This is a genomic window from Bordetella sp. H567 (assembly GCF_001704295.1).
Lineage (GTDB): Bacteria > Pseudomonadota > Gammaproteobacteria > Burkholderiales > Burkholderiaceae_B > Bordetella_C.
In genome coordinates this window covers 5,390,322-5,407,875 of record NZ_CP012334.1, presented here as the reverse complement: position 1 = coordinate 5,407,875, position 17,554 = coordinate 5,390,322, and the positions used below count along the sequence as shown (strand labels likewise).

At 69.3% G+C, this 17,554-nt stretch carries 17 protein-coding genes; 3 read left to right on the top strand and 14 right to left on the bottom strand.

Features of this window, described 5'->3' with window-relative positions; all coding sequences use genetic code 11:
* The gene (locus AKI39_RS24195) at positions 1-1,182 is read right to left on the bottom strand and encodes an MFS transporter (RefSeq protein ID WP_066641712.1); all 1,182 of its coding nucleotides are present in this window, start codon (positions 1,180-1,182) and stop codon (positions 1-3) included.
* A 92-nt stretch (positions 1,183-1,274) separates the two neighbouring features.
* Between AKI39_RS24195 and AKI39_RS24190 the strand changes: the two genes are divergently transcribed.
* Complete coding sequence (locus AKI39_RS24190) at positions 1,275-2,048, top strand: AraC family transcriptional regulator (protein ID WP_066641711.1); 774 nt, start codon at positions 1,275-1,277, stop codon at positions 2,046-2,048.
* Here the strand turns inward: AKI39_RS24190 and AKI39_RS24185 are convergent.
* The 12 genes from AKI39_RS24185 to gspG all read right to left on the bottom strand — a co-directional run bounded on the left by AKI39_RS24185 (position 2,045) and on the right by gspG (position 13,470).
* Positions 2,045-2,377, bottom strand: coding sequence for a four-helix bundle copper-binding protein (locus AKI39_RS24185; RefSeq protein WP_066641710.1), 333 nt, complete (start codon positions 2,375-2,377; stop codon positions 2,045-2,047). The genes AKI39_RS24190 and AKI39_RS24185 overlap by 4 nt on opposite strands.
* A 121-nt stretch (positions 2,378-2,498) precedes the next feature.
* On the bottom strand, positions 2,499-3,710 hold the full coding sequence (gspF, locus tag AKI39_RS24180; RefSeq protein WP_066641709.1) for a type II secretion system inner membrane protein GspF: 1,212 nt from the start codon (positions 3,708-3,710) through the stop codon (positions 2,499-2,501).
* An 87-nt stretch (positions 3,711-3,797) separates the two neighbouring features.
* Positions 3,798-5,222 carry a type II secretion system ATPase GspE gene (gene gspE, locus AKI39_RS24175; RefSeq protein ID WP_066641708.1) on the bottom strand — a complete coding sequence of 475 codons (1,425 nt, stop codon included), beginning with the start codon at positions 5,220-5,222 and terminating at the stop codon, positions 3,798-3,800.
* 19 nt (positions 5,223-5,241) lie between these two features.
* On the bottom strand, positions 5,242-8,064 hold the full coding sequence (gspD, locus tag AKI39_RS24170; protein ID WP_083229040.1) for a type II secretion system secretin GspD: 2,823 nt from the start codon (positions 8,062-8,064) through the stop codon (positions 5,242-5,244).
* A gap of 18 nt (positions 8,065-8,082) precedes the next feature.
* A complete protein-coding gene (gene gspN / locus AKI39_RS24165) occupies positions 8,083-8,832 on the bottom strand; it encodes a type II secretion system protein N (RefSeq protein WP_066641707.1) in 750 nt (249 codons plus the stop codon).
* The gene (gene gspM, locus AKI39_RS24160; protein WP_083229039.1) at positions 8,829-9,431 is read right to left on the bottom strand and encodes a type II secretion system protein GspM; all 603 of its coding nucleotides are present in this window, start codon (positions 9,429-9,431) and stop codon (positions 8,829-8,831) included. Before gspM ends, gspN begins: the two co-directional genes overlap by 4 nt.
* The gene (locus AKI39_RS24155) at positions 9,428-10,477 is read right to left on the bottom strand and encodes a GspL/Epsl periplasmic domain-containing protein (RefSeq protein ID WP_066641701.1); all 1,050 of its coding nucleotides are present in this window, start codon (positions 10,475-10,477) and stop codon (positions 9,428-9,430) included. Before AKI39_RS24155 ends, gspM begins: the two co-directional genes overlap by 4 nt.
* Complete coding sequence (gene gspK, locus AKI39_RS24150) at positions 10,474-11,448, bottom strand: type II secretion system minor pseudopilin GspK (RefSeq protein WP_076879745.1); 975 nt, start codon at positions 11,446-11,448, stop codon at positions 10,474-10,476. The genes AKI39_RS24155 and gspK overlap by 4 nt, the downstream gene beginning before the upstream one ends.
* Positions 11,445-12,113, bottom strand: coding sequence for a PulJ/GspJ family protein (locus tag AKI39_RS24145; RefSeq protein WP_158515212.1), 669 nt, complete (start codon positions 12,111-12,113; stop codon positions 11,445-11,447). Before AKI39_RS24145 ends, gspK begins: the two co-directional genes overlap by 4 nt.
* 25 nt (positions 12,114-12,138) lie before the next feature.
* Positions 12,139-12,513: a type II secretion system minor pseudopilin GspI gene (gspI, locus tag AKI39_RS24140; protein WP_066641697.1), complete on the bottom strand. Its 375-nt coding sequence runs from the start codon at positions 12,511-12,513 to the stop codon at positions 12,139-12,141.
* Entirely contained in the window at positions 12,510-13,046 is a 537-nt protein-coding gene (gene gspH / locus AKI39_RS24135; protein ID WP_158515211.1) for a type II secretion system minor pseudopilin GspH, read from the bottom strand. Before gspH ends, gspI begins: the two co-directional genes overlap by 4 nt.
* On the bottom strand, positions 13,015-13,470 hold the full coding sequence (gspG, locus tag AKI39_RS24130) for a type II secretion system major pseudopilin GspG (RefSeq protein WP_083229166.1): 456 nt from the start codon (positions 13,468-13,470) through the stop codon (positions 13,015-13,017). The genes gspH and gspG overlap by 32 nt, the downstream gene beginning before the upstream one ends.
* A 131-nt stretch (positions 13,471-13,601) precedes the next feature.
* Here gspG and AKI39_RS24125 point away from each other — a divergent pair, with 131 nt between their 5' ends.
* The gene (locus AKI39_RS24125) at positions 13,602-14,066 is read left to right on the top strand and encodes a general secretion pathway protein GspB (RefSeq protein ID WP_235610709.1); all 465 of its coding nucleotides are present in this window, start codon (positions 13,602-13,604) and stop codon (positions 14,064-14,066) included.
* A 229-nt stretch (positions 14,067-14,295) separates the two neighbouring features.
* On the opposite strand, the gene AKI39_RS24120 is transcribed toward AKI39_RS24125, so the two are convergent.
* Positions 14,296-16,461 carry a phosphocholine-specific phospholipase C gene (locus tag AKI39_RS24120; RefSeq protein ID WP_066641689.1) on the bottom strand — a complete coding sequence of 722 codons (2,166 nt, stop codon included), beginning with the start codon at positions 16,459-16,461 and terminating at the stop codon, positions 14,296-14,298.
* Between the two features lie 228 nt (positions 16,462-16,689).
* On the opposite strand from AKI39_RS24120, the gene AKI39_RS24115 reads away from it, so the two are divergent.
* Positions 16,690-17,544 carry an HAD-IIA family hydrolase gene (locus tag AKI39_RS24115; protein WP_066641687.1) on the top strand — a complete coding sequence of 285 codons (855 nt, stop codon included), beginning with the start codon at positions 16,690-16,692 and terminating at the stop codon, positions 17,542-17,544.
* Positions 17,545-17,554: the final 10 nt, after the last annotated feature.

Here is a 17,554-nt window from a genome sequence, read left to right as displayed (position 1 = left end):
TTATGCGTGGGTAGGTGGGTGCGCCGCAGTGTCGGCCGTCTGTCGTCGAATTTTCATGAAATTGTATGGTGCCGCGCAGGCCGCCGTCGCCAGCCCTCCGCACACGATGACGGTCGCGCCCGGCGCCTGCGACCAGCCCACCAGCAACATTCCCGTGCCGATCATCAGATAGTAAGCCAGCCCGAACAGCGCGCCCGCGGTGCCCAGCTGCGCCCGGTATGACGCCAGGGCGCGTCCCAGCACATTGGGAATGGCGATGCCGAAACCGAGCACCACCAGCAGCATGGGCGCGAGCAGCCACAGGGTGTGCTGGAGGAATTGCAGCGCGATGCCGGCGGCCAGCATGAGCAGGGCGGCGAAGGCCGTCAGGCGGTCCGCCGCCACGCCTCGCTTGAGCAGGCGCTTGTTCAGCCATGCCCCGGCCGACGAACCGGCCGCGAGCACCACGCCGCTGTAGCCGTACAGCTGCGGACCCGCGTGCAGCCGTTCGAACAGGAATGGGCCCAGCGCGTAATAGCTGTACAGCGCGATGTTGAAGACCGCCACCAGCAAGGCGTCGCGCCAGATCGCCGTGTCACGGACCATGGCCGCGCAGACCTGGCGCAGCGGCGCGGGGGCCAGCTTGGCCGGCCGCGTTTCCGGCAGGCTGGCGGCGGTCCAGCCGAGCAGGCCGAGCGCCAGCAGCAACAGGCAAAGCACCGCACCGTGATAGCCGTAGGCCTGGACCACGCCCGCGCCGGCGAACAAGCCCACGGCGGGGCTGGCCGCCAGCATCATGCCAACGATGGAGAAGACCTTGGCCAGCTCGGCCCCCGCAAACCGGTCCCGCAAGAGGGTCTGCGTGACGACGGAACCGGCCGCGGCGCCCACCGCCGCGAGAGCCTGGGTAGCCAGCAAGCCTTCGAACGTGGTGACCGCCAGCGCCAGCGCGGACGCCACGGCATACAGCGCCAGCCCGCAGAGCATGGCGGCACGCCTGCCGATCTGGTCGCAGGCGCGTCCCCAGCCGACCACCCCGAAGGCGAAGGCCAGGAAGTACACCGTGACGGCTTGCGACGCGGCCTCGGGCGGCACCGCGAATACCCGCGCGAAATCGGCCAGCGCGGGGCTGTACAGGGTCTGAGCGAACTGGGGGAACATCAGCAGGCTGATGGCCAGCGGCAAGCGTAGGCGGCGCTGCATGGGGTCTCCGGCAAAACGGTCATTGTCCGGATCCCCCGATGTCCGACTACAGGCAATTGGACAGAGTATGTGCAAAATCGGACAATCCACGCATGGCATGGCTGGCGCAGACCGTTTCCTTCGATCCCGATCCCTATCCGGCGGAAGTGCTGGGGCTGGCCGCCAGCCTGGGCAACCATGATTCCGGCCGGCACGCCCACGAACGGGGGCAGCTGCTGTATGCGCGCCAGGGATGCATCCGCATTACGCTGGCGGACCGCCTGTGCATGCTGCCGCCGTCCCGCGCGGCCTGGATTCCCGGCGGGACGGTGCACCGGGCGGTGATGCGCAATATCGTCGACTATCGATCCCTGTACTTTCGCCAGGACGTGGCCGCGCTGCTGCCGGCGGAAGTGCGGGTGATCGATGTCAGCCCGCTCTTGCAGGCCGTGCTCGAACCCATCGCGCTGGCCAGCTTCGATCAAGGCTGGCAGGAGGGCAGGCACGCGCACCTGCTGGGCCTGTGCCTGGACGAGATTCGCAGCGCGCCCTGCGAACCGATGCTGCTGCCGCTACCGCATGACCGCCGGCTGTCCCGGCTGCTCGCGAGGCTCGATCGCCTGCCGCCGGAACTGAAGGGCCTGGAGGCCGACGTGGGCGCCAGCGGTAGAACCATCACGCGCATCTTTCGCCAGCAGACCGGCATGAGCTACCAGCAGTGGCGCCAGCAGTGGCGCCTGATGCGGGCGATCGAACTGCTGGCCGTGGGCCACGGCATCTCGTATGTGGCGGCCGAGCTGCGGTTTTCTAGCGACAGCGTGTTCATTGCATTCTTTCGGAAGATGCTGGGTGAAACGCCCAGGGCATATCTGAAACGCTCCCGCTAGCCGGCGATCCGCTCGCAGGCGTCGGCGCAGCGGCGGCACATCGTGGCGCACTCGTCCATGCCGTCCAGTTCGTCGCAACTGTCGGCGCATTGCCGGCAGATCGAGGCGCAGTCCGCGCAGGTATGCCGGTGATGCGGCACGCCGATCAGCATGAAATGCGCGGCGGTGCGGCACATTTCCGCGCAAGCCATCATCAGGCGGAAGTGGTTGGGCTCCACGTGCGGGCCGCCCTCTTCCAGGCAGTGATTCATGGCCATCGCGGTGCAGCTCTGGTAGCAGCGCAGGCATTCGTCGATGCACAGCTGCATTTCGGGGGGGATGGGTTTCATGGCCGGGACTCCTTCAGACGATTGCGATATCGCGAGCTGGTGCGCAGGAACGCAACTCCTGTGCCGCGATATCGCCGGCGCGCGACGCGGCACCCGCGGGATCGGCCCGAGGTCTGTCTTGCTACTGCACCATCTGGTTGATCTCGATGATCGGCATCATCACCGCCAGGACGATGACCAGCACCACGCCGCCCATGACCAGGATCATCAGCGGTTCCAGCAAGGCGGTCATGGCCATGGCGCGGCGTTCGAGGTCGGCGGACAGGGTGGTGGCCGCGCGGTCCAGCATGGGGGCCAGTTCGCCCGTGCGTTCGCCGCTGGCGATCAGGTGTATCAACAGCGGCGGGAAGGCTTTCTGGGTCTGCAGCGAAGCCGCCAGGGCCGCGCCCTGGCGCACGCGGTCGGTGGCGTCGGCGACCGCGGCGCGCAGGCGTTCGTTGGTCAGGGTCTGCGCGGCGGCTTGCAAGGCCCGCAGCAGCGACACGCCGCTGCCCGACAGGATGGCCAGCGTGGAGGCGAAGCGGGCAGCGTTCATTTCAAGGATGAAGCGGCCGGCCATGGGCAGTCGCAGCGCGCGCGCATGCCAGCGCAGCCGCGCGGGCGGTGCGCGCAGGCGCCAGCGCCAGGCGGCAAAGGCGGCGATGCCGGCGGCCACGCCGATCGCGCCCCAGTCGCGGACAAGGTCGCTCAGCGCCACCATGATGCGGGTGATCAGGGGCAGCTGCTGGTGCGTCTGATTGAAGGCGCCGATGACCTGGGGCACCACGAAGCCGAGCAGGAAAAATATGATGCCCACCGACACGATGCCGACGATGGCCGGGTAGATGAAGGCCGTCATTACCTTGCCGCGCAGCGCATTGCGCTGTTCCACGTAGGTGGCCAGGCGCTCCATCACCAGGGAAAGGTCGCCCGATTCCTCGCCCGCGGCGACCAGTGCCCGGTAGATGTCCGGGAAGTCCCTGGGACGCGAGGCCAGCGCGTCGGCCAGGCGGTGGCCCGCACGCACGTCGGCGCGTACCGCCGACAAGGCCTGCGCGACGTGGCGTTTTTCGGCCTGCTCCAGCGTCGCGGTCAATGCCGCCTCCAGGGGCAGGCGCGCCGCCAGCAGGCTGGCGATCTGGCGCGTCAGCCACGCCAGTTCGACGTCGCTCAGGTGCTTGCCCAGCCAGCGCGCCGATCCTGCGCGGTGGCCGCCGCCGGCGTCGCGCAGGTTCAACGGCGTGAGGCCGCGCGCGCGCAGGGCATTGCGCGCGCCGCGCGGGGAGTCGGCATCGATCATGCCGCGCTCCAGGCGGCCCTTGGCATCGGCGGCTTCGAAGGTATAGGAAGGCATGGCGTTTCGTGCTCGCGGCTGGCGTTGGATTTACGGTTGCGGGTATCGGCGTCGATCGTCCGGCGTGGCACCGGCGGTCGTGAGCGCTCAATCGTCGCGCGTGACGCGCAGGATCTCTTCCGGCGAGGTTGCCCCCGTTGCGATCCAGCGCTGGCCGTCATGGCGCATATTGCGCATGCCCGCGGCCTCGGCCGCGCGGCGCATCGCCTGTTCGCCGGCGCCGCTGTGCATCAATCCGCGTATCTCGTCGTCGATGACGAACAGTTCGTGAATGCCGGTGCGACCGCTGTAGCCGGTGTGGCTGCACGCCGGGCAGCCGACGGCGCGCCAGGCGGGCTGCCCCTCCGCGGACGGCGCCGGCTGCCTGCAATGCGCGCACAGGCGGCGCACCAGCCGTTGCGCCAATACGCCCAGCAGGGACGATGAAAGCAGGAAGGGTTCGACGCCCATGTCGGTCAGGCGCGTGATTGCCGATACGGAATCGTTGGTGTGCAGCGTGGCCAGCACCAGGTGGCCGGTGAGCGACGCCTGCACGGCGATCTGCGCGGTCTCCAGGTCGCGGATCTCGCCGATCATGACGACGTCCGGGTCCTGGCGCAGGATGGCGCGCAGGGCGGTGGCGAAGCTCAGGTCGATGCGTGAATTCACCTGCGTCTGGCCGATGCCGGGCAGGTCGTATTCGATGGGGTCTTCCACCGTCAGGATGTTGGTGGTGGCCGCATCCAGGCGTGCCAGCGAGGCGTACAGCGTGGTGGTCTTGCCGCTGCCGGTCGGGCCGGTGACCAGGACGATGCCGTGCGGCTGGTGTATCAGGCGGTCCAGGCGCGCCAGCACCCCGGGCGCCATGCCCAGGCCTTCCAGGCGCAGGCGTCCGGCCTCCTTGTCCAGCAGGCGCAGCACGGCGCGCTCGCCGTGGCCGGTGGGCAGGGTGGACACGCGCACGTCGATGGGCCGGCCTCCGACGCGCAAGGCGATGCGTCCGTCCTGGGGCAGGCGTTTTTCGGCGATGTCCAGCTGGGCCATGATCTTGATGCGCGAGATCAAGGCATGGTGCAGGGCGCGCCGCGGGCTGACCACATCGCGCAGCGTGCCGTCGACGCGGTAGCGCACCATGGAATGCGTTTCGAAGGCTTCGATATGGATATCGCTGGCCCCGTCGCGCGCGGCCTGGGTGAACAAGGCGTTGATCATGCGGATCACGGGCGCATCGTCCTGGGTATCGAGCAGGTCCTCGATCTCCGGGATGTCCTGCATCAGGCGATCCAGGTCGATTTCGTTTTCCGAGGCGGCGACGACGCTGGCGGCATCGCCCGCCTGGGCGTACGCGGCGGCCAGCAGGGTTTCGAGTTCGTCATCCGGAATCTCGCGCTCCTGCGCCTGCGGATGATGGCGTCGTGCCTCGGCGCGCGCCCAGTCCGGCGTGCGCGGGCTGAAGGTCAGCTGCGGGCCTTCCGGGCGGATCGTCAGCAGGGCGCGCTGCGCGCGCGCCCAGGCGTAGGGCAGGGGTGTCATGGCGTGTCTCCCATGCCGGTTACCGCACCGTCTCCGGCTGGTAGCCCAGCTTGGTCAGGAGCTCGGCCGCGGCGCCGGCCGTGGCTGGATCCCGGGCGACGCGCGCGCGCACCAGCACGCCTGCGCCGCCCGGCGCGACTTGCGTGTAGGCCCGCAGGCCGGAGCCGGCGACGCGCTGCACGATCTGCTGGGCCTGCGCCTGGGAGTCCGCCCGGGCGATCTGCAGCACCAGGGCCTGACCGCCGCCGTCGCCCTTGCCGGCCTGGCTGGCGGCCGCGGGCACCCCTTCCCGGGATGCGGCGGGCTCCGGCAGGCGCGGCGCCGCCGGGTAGATGCGCGTATCGGTGACCGTCGGCGGCGGGTCCTGGCGCAGCGTCTGGTCCGCGCTGCTGGGGCGCAGGTCCACGGGCCGCGACGACAGGGGCTGGGCGTCCGTGCCCAGCGGTGGCAGATGAGGCGAATCGACGTCCGGCAGCGGCCAGCTGTGCGGCGGCCGCGCGTTGTCCTGCACGCGCCGCATGTAGTCGTAGCGGTCCAGGGTCAGGCGCCGGCTGTCCTGGTTGGTGCGCACGATGTGCGGACGCAGGAAGATCATCAGGTTGGTCTTCGTGCGATGGCGGCTGGTATAGCGGAACAGCGAGCCGATGAGGGGAAGGTCGCCCAGTATGGGCACCGACTGCGTGCCGTTGGTGCCGGAATCCTCCAGCAGGCCGCCCAGCACGATGATCTGCCCGTCGTCGACCAGCACGCTGGTATCCAGCGCGCGCTTGCGTGTGATGATGCCGGCCGTGCTGGTGGCCGTATCGTCGATGCTGCTGACTTCCTGGTACAGGTCCAGCTTGACCGTGCCGCCCTCGGATATCTGCGGCCGCAGCTTCAGCGTCAGGCCGACGTCCTCGCGTTCGATCGTCTGGAAGGGATTGCTGGAGCCGTCGCCGGAGTTGGTCACATACGAGCCCGTGACGAAAGGCACGGTCTGGCCCACGATGATGCTGGCCTGTTCGTTGTCCAGCGTCAGCAGGTTGGGCGTGGACAGGATGTTGGTGCCCTGTACGCCCTGCATCGCGCGCGCCAGCGCGCCCAGGTTGATGATCTGGTGGCCCAGCGCATCGACCGTGCCCTTGACGATACCCAGGTTGAACCCGGTGCCCAGCGCGTCCAGCGAAGTGGTGGTGCTGCTGTTCAGGTTCAGGCCGCTGCCGTTCAGGTTGGTGCCGCCGAAGACCGTGGTGCCGTTGCCGTTCAAGCCATTGCCGCCGAACATCCACTGGATGCCGAACTGGGCGGCGTCGTCGCTGGAGACTTCGACGATCAGGCTTTCGACGAGCACCTGCGCCCGCCGCTGGTCCAGCTCGTCGATGACCTCGCGCAGGCTGCGGTACAGCGGTTCGGGTGCCGAGATGATCAGCGTGTTGGTGGTGGGATCGGCCGTGACGGTGGCGCCGTTGGCGGAAAAGGCGTTGCCCTGCCCGTCGCGCTCGGTGTTCTCGCCGCCCTGGCCGAAGCGCTGCGAGGCAGCCGCGCCCGTCATGCCGCCGCCCATCGCGTTCTGCGTGGGCGCCGATTGCGAGGTGTTCTGGGTGGACGTGCCGCCGCGGAAGGGATTGCCGCTGTAGTCGCCGCCCGTCGCGCCATTGCCGCCGCTGCCAGTGCCGCTGGAGCCGCCGCGATTGTCGGGTTGCCCGGTGAGCGCGCCGCGCAGCACGCCCGCCAGCTTGACGGCCTGGGCGTTGCGCAGATAGACCACATGCAGATTGCCGGCGGATGTCTGCGGATTGTCCAGGCGCATGATCAGTTCGCGCGCCAGCTGCGCGCGCGCCGGGTTGGAGGCGCGCACCAGCACGCTGTTGCTGCGCGGATCGGCCGCGACGGTGACCTGCTGGCTGGGATCGTTGGCGCCGCGCGTGTCCATCATGCCGCCGACCACGGGCGCGATGTCGCTGGCGATGCCGTAGCGGATGGGGATGACGTCGGCCGACAGCGAATCCGGGGTGTCGATTTCGGCGATCACCTTGGCGATGCGCGCCATGTTGTCGGCATAGTCGGTGACGACCAGCGTGTTGTTGTTTGAATAGGCGTTGATCGGGTTGTTCGGCGCGATCATCGGGCGCAGCACCGGCAGCAGGTTGGTGGCGTTCTCGTACTGCAAGTGGAAGACACGCGTGACCAGGCCGCCCGCCGTGGTGCTGCCGCCGCCGTCGCTGACCGGGGAACCCTGCAGTTTCGCGTCCGCTTCCGGTACGACGCGGCTGACGCCATTGACGTCGACCACCGCCACGCCCTGCATGCGCAGCGCGCCCAGCAGCATGTCATAGGCGGTGTCCGGCGCCACGGGCTTTTCTGACACCAGGGTGAGCTTGCCCTTGACGCGCGGATCCACGACGAAGTTGCGGCCGGTGTAGCGGGCCAGCGCGCGCACGACGGAGGGCAGGTCCGCGTCGACGAAATTCAGGTTCACGTTGTCGGTCGCGTTCGCCGCGCCGCCCGTGGCGTCGACGGCGGCCGCGCGGTTGGCGTCGGCCGGGTCCACGTCGCGGTTGTTGACCTTGACGCGTACGTGCAGCGGACCGAGATCGCGCGGCGCGGCGGCGGGCTGCGTGTCGGTGTGCTGGGCCCGTGCGACAGAGGGATCGGATAGGCTGGCGCCCGCGCTGATCAAGGGGTTGTCCGGCACGGGCGCGCGCGCGGGATGCGGGTCGGGCGCCACGCATCCGCCGAGGAACAGCAGGGCGGCGAGCGTGGTCGGGATGAGGCGGTGGACCGCTGCCCCTTGGACCCCGGGAACAGTGCGCCGTCCAGGCTGGACGGCGGTAGGGATGCGCGAAGCGCGTGCTGCATTCATTGAAGCTTTACTCGGTGATCACGGAAATCGCAGTTGTGAAATGCCGTTCCGGTACGTGCCCAGCGTGCTTAGCAGCGGCTCCAGCGCGTCACGGGTGGCGGCGTCGGTATCGGGTGCGGGCAGCGCCTGGCCATCGAATCGCCAGCGGCCGTTGCGGCCTTGGCCGTGGCCTTCGACGCGCAGGGCGCCACGCAAGGTGTGCACGTTCAGGTCCAGGCCGTCCGGGCCGTCCGCGGCCAGGACCGCCTGGTAATCGCCCAGCGGCTGCACGCGCACCCGCGCCGACGAGGCGTTCGACCACGTCAGCTGCAGCAGCGTCCCCTTGGATGGCGGGTCCGCGAGGTTGAGCGCGGACCAGGCCAGCGCCAGTTGGCCGCCCGGTCCTATCGTGTTCAGCGGCGCCCCGGCGGCGGCCAGCGCCTCGGCGGGCAAGGTCAAGGTGCCCTGGCCCAGACGCGTGCCGCCCAGGCCCGGTGCGATCTCCAGCGGCGCCGCCAGCCAGGGATGAACCACGCGGGCGGCCGGGCCGACGCCCGCCAGCCAATGCCAGCGCCAGGCCACGGGTTGCGGCACGGTGCGGCGCATGCCGGGCGGGCCGATGGCCAAGCGGGCCTGGCCGTTCCAGAGCGTGCCTGATGCATCCACCGGCACCACCGGGGCATCGGCGGGCACGGCGAGCAGCAGCCAGCGGGCGGGCAGGGTGGCCACGGCCGTGGCCATGGCAAGCAGCAGGGCCGCCAGGGGCAGCAGCCAGCGACGCGCTTTCATGGACGGTTCCCGTCGGCGGCGTCGTCGGCGTTGCGCAGCTGCAGCGTGCCGGAAGCGCGCGCGGGGATGAGGCGTCCCAACGAGTCGCTCGGACGCGCGATGCGCGCCTGGGCGATGCGCAGGTGCAGCGGCGCCGGCGCATGCGCCAGCCAGTCGAACAAGGCGGCCGGCGATGCATCGTCGAAGGTCACGCGCCAGCCCTTGCCGTCTTCCGTCTTTTCGACATGCTGGGTGCCACCCAGCGCGGCGCGGGCCAGGCTGGCGCGCAAGGCCTCTTCCATGTCGCTCGCGGGGATGCGGTGTCCCTGTTCGCGCTTCAAGGCCTGGGCTTCCTGGATCAGGGCATCGACCGTGGCAGCCTGGGCCCGCAGACGCGGCAATTCATCCTGCCATCGTTCGATCGTGCGCCAGGCCGGACGCAGCCCGATCGTGAAAAGCGCGGCGGCGATCAGGACGGCGCCCATCGCGCGCAGCAGGCGCCGTTCGCGCGGCGCGCGCTGCTTCCAGTACTGCGATGCCTGTTCGCGAGCCTTGTGCCAGCCGGCGATCCAGGCGGGCGGCAAGAGCGGGCGCGGGGCGCGATGCGTGGACGGCCTCATGGTGTCGGTCCCGCCGCGATACGCGCGCGATCGGCCGCATTGACGCGATCGGCCAGCCGCGCCGGCGCGATCTTCCAGCCCGTGTCGCTGGGCGCCAGGACCAATCCCGCCGTGCCTCCCTGTCGGGGCGCGGGTTCCGCGCGCGGCACGCCGCTCGGCGCGCGGTCGGCCCGGTCGATGGCCAGCACGCCGTCCTGGTAGGCCAGGGCGGAAAGCTCGAAACTGCCGGGGGGCAGCATCTTCGCGGCCGCCTGCGCCAGCGGCATGAAGTCGCTGTCGCTCGCGACGCTGCGGGCGGCGCGCAACGCGTCGACGCGCTGTTGCGCCTGCTTTTGCGGATCCATGATCAGCGGCAACTCCGGAAAGGCGGCGGCCACGCGGTCGTGCAGCGACTGCTGCAACGCCTGGCCCTCGGCGGCCAGCTGCGCGGCGTGGATGTTCAGCCCTGCCACCCAGACGGCCAGGGCGGCCGCCGACCAGGCCAAGGGCGCGCGCCAACGCGACCGGCCCTGCGCGACCGGACGCAGGTCGGCCAGCGCGAGCGACCACGCCGGGCTGGGATGCTGCCACCGTGCATCGGCGGGCAGCGACAGCGGTTCGCCGGCGCCGCCTGCCTGCCGGGGCAGTACCGCATGGGTGGGGTAAAGCGCCGCGATGGCCAGTCCCGCCTGCGCGAGCATCGTCCATCCGCGCGCCAGCTCGGCACGGGAACACCATGCGACCGGCGCCAGGCCGTCGGCGTCGCGCGGTCCGAAGGCAATGGCGAGGTCGTCGGTGGGCGACAGGGTCAGGGGTTCGACCAGCGCGACCGCGGCGCTGTGCAGGCGATCGCCGCGCAAAGGCGGCAAGGCGATGCGCGTATCGACGGTGTCTTGCGGATGCAGGATGGCTTCGACGCGCGCGGCCGGTACCGCCGCCATCTCGCACAGCGCAAGCTGGCCACTGCGCAGGATGCGCCGATCGCGATCCAGCAGGACGAAAGGGATTTCCAGGTCGGGGGTCAGCGCGCGCAAGGGCGGCAAGGCCAGGCGCAGGACGGTCTTCAATTCATTTCCTTCATCCAGGCGATGCTCGTGGACTGGTCTTCCCGCTCCAGCAGCGCACGCATGGCCGCCGTGGCATGGCCCAGGCGTACGACGCCCGCCAGGCTGAACCACTGGCTGTCGGTGGAGACGCTGTCCTTGTCCAGCTTGATTTGTGGATTCGCCAGGCGATTGGCGAAATCGGCGGTGTCGTTGAAGTAGCGCCCGCGCTCGCGCTCCGCCACCAGGGCCCCGGCCTGGCCCAAGGGCAGTTGCGTCACGACCGCATATAGCACTTCGGGGGGCGCCGTGTTGACGTTGACCGCGGTGTGGTCGGGCAGGATGGTCACGCAGCAGTCCAGGCGCTCTATCGCCTGGTCGTCCAGGCCGGCAATGCCGCGCAGTTCCGCCAGCGCTTGCAGGCCCGGCGCGCGCGGCGGCCGCATCGCCTTGCTGGCGGGGCCGTTGTCTCCCGCATTCCCGGCGCCGCCGACAGCCAGGGGCTGGCCGGCGGCGATGCGCCGCGCGATGTCGGGCGCGGCCGAAGGGCGCAGGTTCAAGGCCTGGAGCAGGCGCTCGAAGGCGATCAGCTGGCGCGGATCGACCTGGCCTTCGAAGGCCAGGTTCTGCAGGTTGAACTTGCCTTGCTCGTCTTCGATGCGGCCCGACAACAGGGCCGGTTCCGGCTCTCCCGGCTCGTCCAGGCGAAGGTCGACGATAGGAAGGGCCCAGGGCTGGTCGGCGCGCGTGATCGGGCTGTGGCGCGCATCGTCGCGCAGGATCTGCCTGGCCCAGTCCACGCCGCCCACCAGCAGCCAGCGCGCCTGTATGCGGAATCGCTCGCTTTGCACGAGTTGCGCGCGTTCGCTCTGGCCGCCCAGCATGCTGCTGGCGATGATGGCCGCGGCGGCAACCACCAGCAGGGCGGCGATCACGGCCATGCCGCGTTGGCGCTGACGGGCACGCTGATACCGGCGTTGCGGGGCTTGCCTCATGGCAGGGCCACCACGCGTCGGTAGACCTGCGGCGGCCCTGCCGCCGGGCTGGCCATGCTCAGCACGATGGCCAGGCCGGTCGCCGCGGATCCGGCGTCGTCCTCGGGCAGCGCAGTCCAGCCGCGCTCGGGTATCCAGGCTTGAATGCCGAAGCCGACGACGCCGTCCAGCAGGTCCGCGCCGGCGCCGGGTTGCGGCAGGGGGAAGGCATCGCCGCCGGCTGCCGCGGCGCGCCGCAAGGCATGTCCGTCGCGCCACCACCGCACGCGCTGCCAGCGGCCGCCTGGCGCGGGGCCGCGCACGATGTCCAGCGCCGGGCCGCCGGGCGTGGGATCGATACGCAGCGCCGCGGGCAGCGTTCGCTTCACCACCGATTCCGCGGCACCGCCGTCCAGCACGGTGTCGGGCGCGCGCATCTGCATGTCCAGCTGCAGCTGGCCCAGCACGCGCAGCAGCGCGTCGTCGCGATCCGCATCGCGTTGCACGTGATCGCGCGTGCGCACCACGCTATCCAGTCCCCGCCAAGACAGCACGCTGACGATGGCCAGCAGCGCCACCGCGACCAGCACTTCGATCAGCGTGAACCCGCGCTGGCCGGCCTGGCACGCGGACGGTCCATGGTGCCGGCCGGTGCATCGCGGCGGGACGGGCGTATTCGCGGTCACTGGTGTACCCACCTGTCGCCGGCGCTCATGGACGCGCGCTCAATAGGCCGCGCAGCTGCGCCAGTTGGGGTCCCTGGCCGCCGGCCGTGACACGCACCGTCACCTGGCGCATGTCCTTGTACGACGTGTTCTCGACATGGCTGGTACAGACAAGCGCCAGGGGACCCTGCGGGCAGGGCGTGCGCAGATCGCCCGGCGGCGGGAATGCCCGCTGCGCGCGCAGCTCGGCCAGCGTATTTTCCGCCGCCACCAGCGCCAGCGCGCGGTCGCGCAGTTGCGCCTGGCCGGTCGCGATCTGCCCCGCCGCGCGCACGCAGGCGGCGAGCGCGATGGCGATGATGGCCAGCGCCACCAGCACCTCCAGCAGCGAAAAGCCCTTCTGGTTGCCGTGCGGATTCATGGTTGCAGCGCATAGCGTCCGGCGGCGTCCCGCACGATCGCGATGCGTTGGAAGTCATCGCTCAGTTCCACCCGCATGGGCGGGGCGATCCATTCCGGCGGGAAAACACCGGCCTGGTCGGAGTCCGCCTGCACGCGGACATTGGCCGCTTCCCAGCGGCGCGGCCGCAGGCTCTCGTCGTCGCGAAAGTCGTCGGGCGGCGGGGCCTGCCTGACGGTGGCCGCGGCGTTGCCGGGAGTCCACACCGGACGGCGCGTGAAGCGGTAGCCCTGGCCGTCGGCCCGCCAGGTAATGGCGCGTCCGCCCGCGCGCGCCTCGGTCTGCGCCAGCGCAAACAGGCGCGACAGGCGCTGCGCGTCGCGCGCCAGCGGCTGGTCGTCCCGCTTGGGGAAGGACAGGCCCACGGCGGTGGTGACGATGGCGATGATCGCGACCACCACCATCATCTCGATGAGGGTGAAGCCGGCTTGCCGTCCACTGCTGCCGCAAGACGCGGCCGCCCTACACGTTCCAGGAGCCGATGTCCGCGTCACTGTCTTCTCCGCCGGGTTTGTTGTCCGCGCCCAGGGAAAACACATCGATTTCGCCTTTCACGCCGGGATTCAGATACTGGTAGGGGTGGCCCCAGGGGTCGTTCGGCAGGCGGTCCAGATAGCTGTGCCAACCCGGCAGCTTTTCGTCGGCGGGCTGCTGCACCAGCGCCTGCAATCCCTGCGTGGCGTTGGGATAGTGGCCGTTATCCAGGCGATAGAGCTTGAGCGCCTGCAGGAGGCTGGAGATGTCCTGGCGTGCCGCCACGGCGCGGGCCTGGTCGGGGCGCCGCAGCAGGTTGGGAACGACCAGCCCGGCCAGAATGCCCATGATCACGACCACGACCATGATCTCGATCAGGGAAAAGCCGCGCTGGGCGTGCCGGCCGGTGCGCCGGCCCATGTATTTCGCGCCGCATGGTTTCATGTGATTCATCCTCGTTTCCAGTCCTGTTGCGGGCCGGCCGGGACGCGGGGCGCCTTGCGTTTCGCTGTCACAACAAGTTCGGAGTTCTGTCATATGCGGGCCCTATCATCGTGGGTTCGAATGACAGTGATATGTCCATGATCCTCGGCTCCGCCCATCGTTACATGCCGCAACGTATAGACCCCGCCCGGTTGGCGCGCGGGGTGGCGGTGCTCGCCCTGGCCGCCGGCGCAGGCATCTGGGGCGCGATCCTGCTGGCGCCGCGCGCCGACACCCTGCCGCCCATGCTGGACGCGCCACGCGTGGCCACGGGCGACACGGCCGCCGTGGCGGGCTGGTTCGGCACGTCGGCCGCGCCGGTAAAAGTCAGCGTGCTGGGGTTGATCGCGGCCGGCGCGCATGGCGCGGCCATCCTGGCGATAGACGGCGGCGAGCCGCGTGCTTATCGCGTGGGCCAGGCCATCGTCGATGGCGTCACGCTGGCCCGCGTCGAACGCGCCGGCGTGGTACTGGACCAGGGCGGACAAAGCATCCGCGTGGCGGCGCCCGCCGAACCGCCGTTGGTCTCGCCGGGCTTCGTGCCGGTTCACCGGTAGGAATAGCGGGCGGATCGTCGGCCGCAACACCGCTGGATCATCGACAGCAACACCGGCTGGATCATCGACAGCAACAAGGGCTGGCTTAGCAGACGCGGCCACCGCGCTTATCGACCGCCTCGCTCGCCGGTTCGTCGATACGAAGGCTGGATACAGGCCGCGGCGTATCGGCAAGATGCCAATACGCCGCGGTGCATGCGAGCGCTTGCGCGCTCGCCCCTCTACCGTCCTACAGGTGCACCGCCATCGCCGGATCGGAGACGCTATCGCGGCCCGTTTCCATGCGGCCCGCGAAGCGCCGCTCGAAGCCGTCCGCGCCCGTGACGGTGAAGTCGTACCAGTTGCCGGTGTCGCTCAGGTCCCACTCCAGCGTACCTTCCTCGGTGACCTTGACAACCCAGGGGCCGTCGGTGCGGTAGGCATTGGCCGTCACGGTCAACGTGTCGTTTTCCTTGTTGCCCTTGCCGCCGGGCTTGCCCATGTTCCTCAGCTTTATGTTCATGCGGCCGGCCTTCGCCTGGTAATGGATGCGGATGACTTCCGGCTGGAAGCCGGCATCCTGGTAGGCGCTGGCGTTGCCCGCGAAGGTGCGCACGAAACCGTTGGTGCTGTAGACCCACAGGTTGTACTTGCCGGCGTCCGCGCTTGTGTCCCACGCGTCCTGCAGCGACTTGCCCGCTTCGACCGTGTAGCGGCGCGGGATGCGGTCCAGGTGGTTGCGATCATAGACATGGAACACGGCGGCCTGCGTGCCGGTGTTCTCGAACGTCAGGGTCACGGTGCGACCGTCATCCTGCACCTGGGCGTACGTGTTCAGCTCATACGGCAGCGCGCGCGAGGGACGCACGCCCTTTTCCTGGTATAGCGCCTCGGGCGTGGCGGGCGGATTGGCCGTGGGCAGCTTGTTCTGCGCGGCCAGCACGGCCTTGTAGTTGCTGGTGTCGGGCAGCGCCGGGAACGTCGGATCGTTGGGCGATTGGAAATCGAAGCAGGTGGTCAGGTCGCCGCACACCGCGCGATGCCACGGGCTGACGGCATCGACCGTGAGGTTGAAGCGCTTTTCCAGGAAGAGGCTGATCGAGGTGTGGTCGAACACCTGCGAATTCACCCATCCGCCCTTGCTCCACGGCGAAATCACATACATCGGTACGCGCGCGCTCAGGCCCCAGGGGCGCAGGCTGCCGCCGATGGTGTCCAGCTTGTTGCGGTACTTGCTGGTCGGGTCAGAGAAATACTCGCCGTCCAGCGGGAAGGTCGCCTTGCCGGCCAGGGTGCCATCGGCGTTGTACGAAGGCGGCGCGGGCGGGGGCACGTGATCGAAGAGGCCGTCGTTCTCGTCGTAGGTCAGGAAGAACGCGGTCTTGGCCCAGACTTCGGGATTGGCGGTCAGGGCGTCCAGCACCTGGGCCGTGTAGTTGGCGCCGATGGCGGGGTCGCTGTTGCCGGAATGCTCCGAATTGGCGGCGGTGCACAGCAGCCAGGACACCTGGGGCAAGCGATCTGCCTCCACGTCCTGCTTCAGGTCCGCGATGGTGTACAGCTTCAGGCCCTTTTCGTACAGCGGGTCGCCGGGCTTGGCATTGCGGAAGTCGGCGAAGGCCAGGCCGCCGTGCATGGCGCCGGTCCAGTTGTCGTTGGGGTCCTGGTAGATCTTCCAGTCCACGCCGGCGTCTTCCAGCACCTTGGGCAGGCTGTGCCAGGTCAGCGCGTTGTCGGGGTACTTGTATCCCGGCGAGGGCATCGTGCCCGTGATCCAGCAGCGGTTGTTGTTGGGTTCGGAGGTGCGGTCGTCGCTGTTGATGCCCATCTTCGCCAGGCTGGGGTCGAAGCCCGAGCCCGAGAAGAACACCACGCGGTTGGGGTCGGTGCCGCTGGTGACCGAGCAGTGATAGCCGTCGCAGATCGTGAAGGCTTCGGCCAGCGCGAAGTGGAAGGGGATGTCGCTGCGGCCCAGATAGCCCATCGTGTACTTGGTCTTGAACTGCGGCCAGTAGCCCGAGCGGCCCTGGCCCCAGGCGGCCTGCATGTCCGAGAAGCTGTGCGGCGTGCCGGGCGATTGCAGCGCCTTCACCTTCGTGCTGTCCATGTGGTACGGCGGGATTTCCAGGCCCGTGGCGTCCTGCTGGAACCAGACGTCCTTGCCGCTGGGCAGCGGCGTCGGGAAGCGGTCGCCGTAGCCGCGCACGCCGCGCAGCGTGCCGAAGTAGTGGTCGAAGCCGCGGTTTTCCAGCATCAGGATGACGATGTGCTTGATGTCCTGGATGGTGCCGGTTTCTACCTTGGCGTCGATGGAAAGGGCGCGGGCAATGCTGGGGGGCAGCATGTTCAGCGCCAGGGCGGCACCGGCCGACTTCGCCGTGCCCGTCAGGAATGTGCGTCGATTGAGCTTGTTCATGGCCTTCAGAGAGTTGTTGGTGGGGGGAAGCCCGCTGCCCGCCTGCCTCGCTCGACGGGATGGGAGTCGTGGGCAAGTGTGGTGCGCCAACGTGACAAGCTAATGAACATATTTCAGACAAAATGTTTGTGACACTGAACATTTCTCAAATAGAATGCCGCATCGGATGCGCGCTGCGGGGCGCGCCTTCCTGTTCCTTGACGATTACCTGCGAGCGATGCATTCGCCATGACGATTTCCGCTTTCCGCCCCCGGCTCGATGGCCGGCCGGCCAGTCCGGCAATACCGGTCGACCCGCCATGGACAGCGGGGCGTCCCGCCCTGATCCTGGACCTGGACGGCACCTTGATGCGCGAGCGCGAACCCGTGGCAGGCGCGGCCGACCTGCTGCGCGCCTACCATGACCGCTATGTCGTGGTGTCCAACAATTCCACGCATACCGCGGGGCAGATGGCGCGGCGATTGCGTTCAGTCGGCCTGTCCATCGATGCCGACAGGCTGGTGCTGGCGGGGGAAATGACGATCCGCTACCTGCGCGCGCGGCATCCCGACGCGCGCGTGCTGTTGTGCGCCTCGGTGGGGCTCAGGCGCTACGCCGTCCAAAGCGGATGCCATCTCGTGAACGACGCGGCCGACATCGTCGTGCTGATGCTGGACAAGCGCTTCAACTATGCCGCGCTGGAAAGGGTCACGCGGCAACTCAAGCGCGGCGCGCGGCTGCTGGTCAGCAACGCGGACGCCAGCCATCCTGGCCCGGACGGCTGGGTGGTGCCGGAAACGGGCGCGCTCATGCAGGCCGTGATGATCAGTTCCGGCTGCCAGCCCTCGCATGTGGTGGGCAAGCCGGGCCCGGCCATGTTCGAAGAGGGACTGCGCCGCCTGGGGCGGCGGCGCGAGGACGTGCTGGTGATCGGCGATAACCCGGACACCGATGCACTGGGCGCGGTGCGCGCCGGGCTGCGCTATCTGCTGGTGGGCGACGGGCAGCATGCGGATGCGGCGACGCTGGCGGACTTGATGGCGTGCGCGGTGCCCGCGCATGCGGCCTTGCCGGAGATGAGCAGGCTGGCTAGCGTCGGATAGCGGGTGTTAT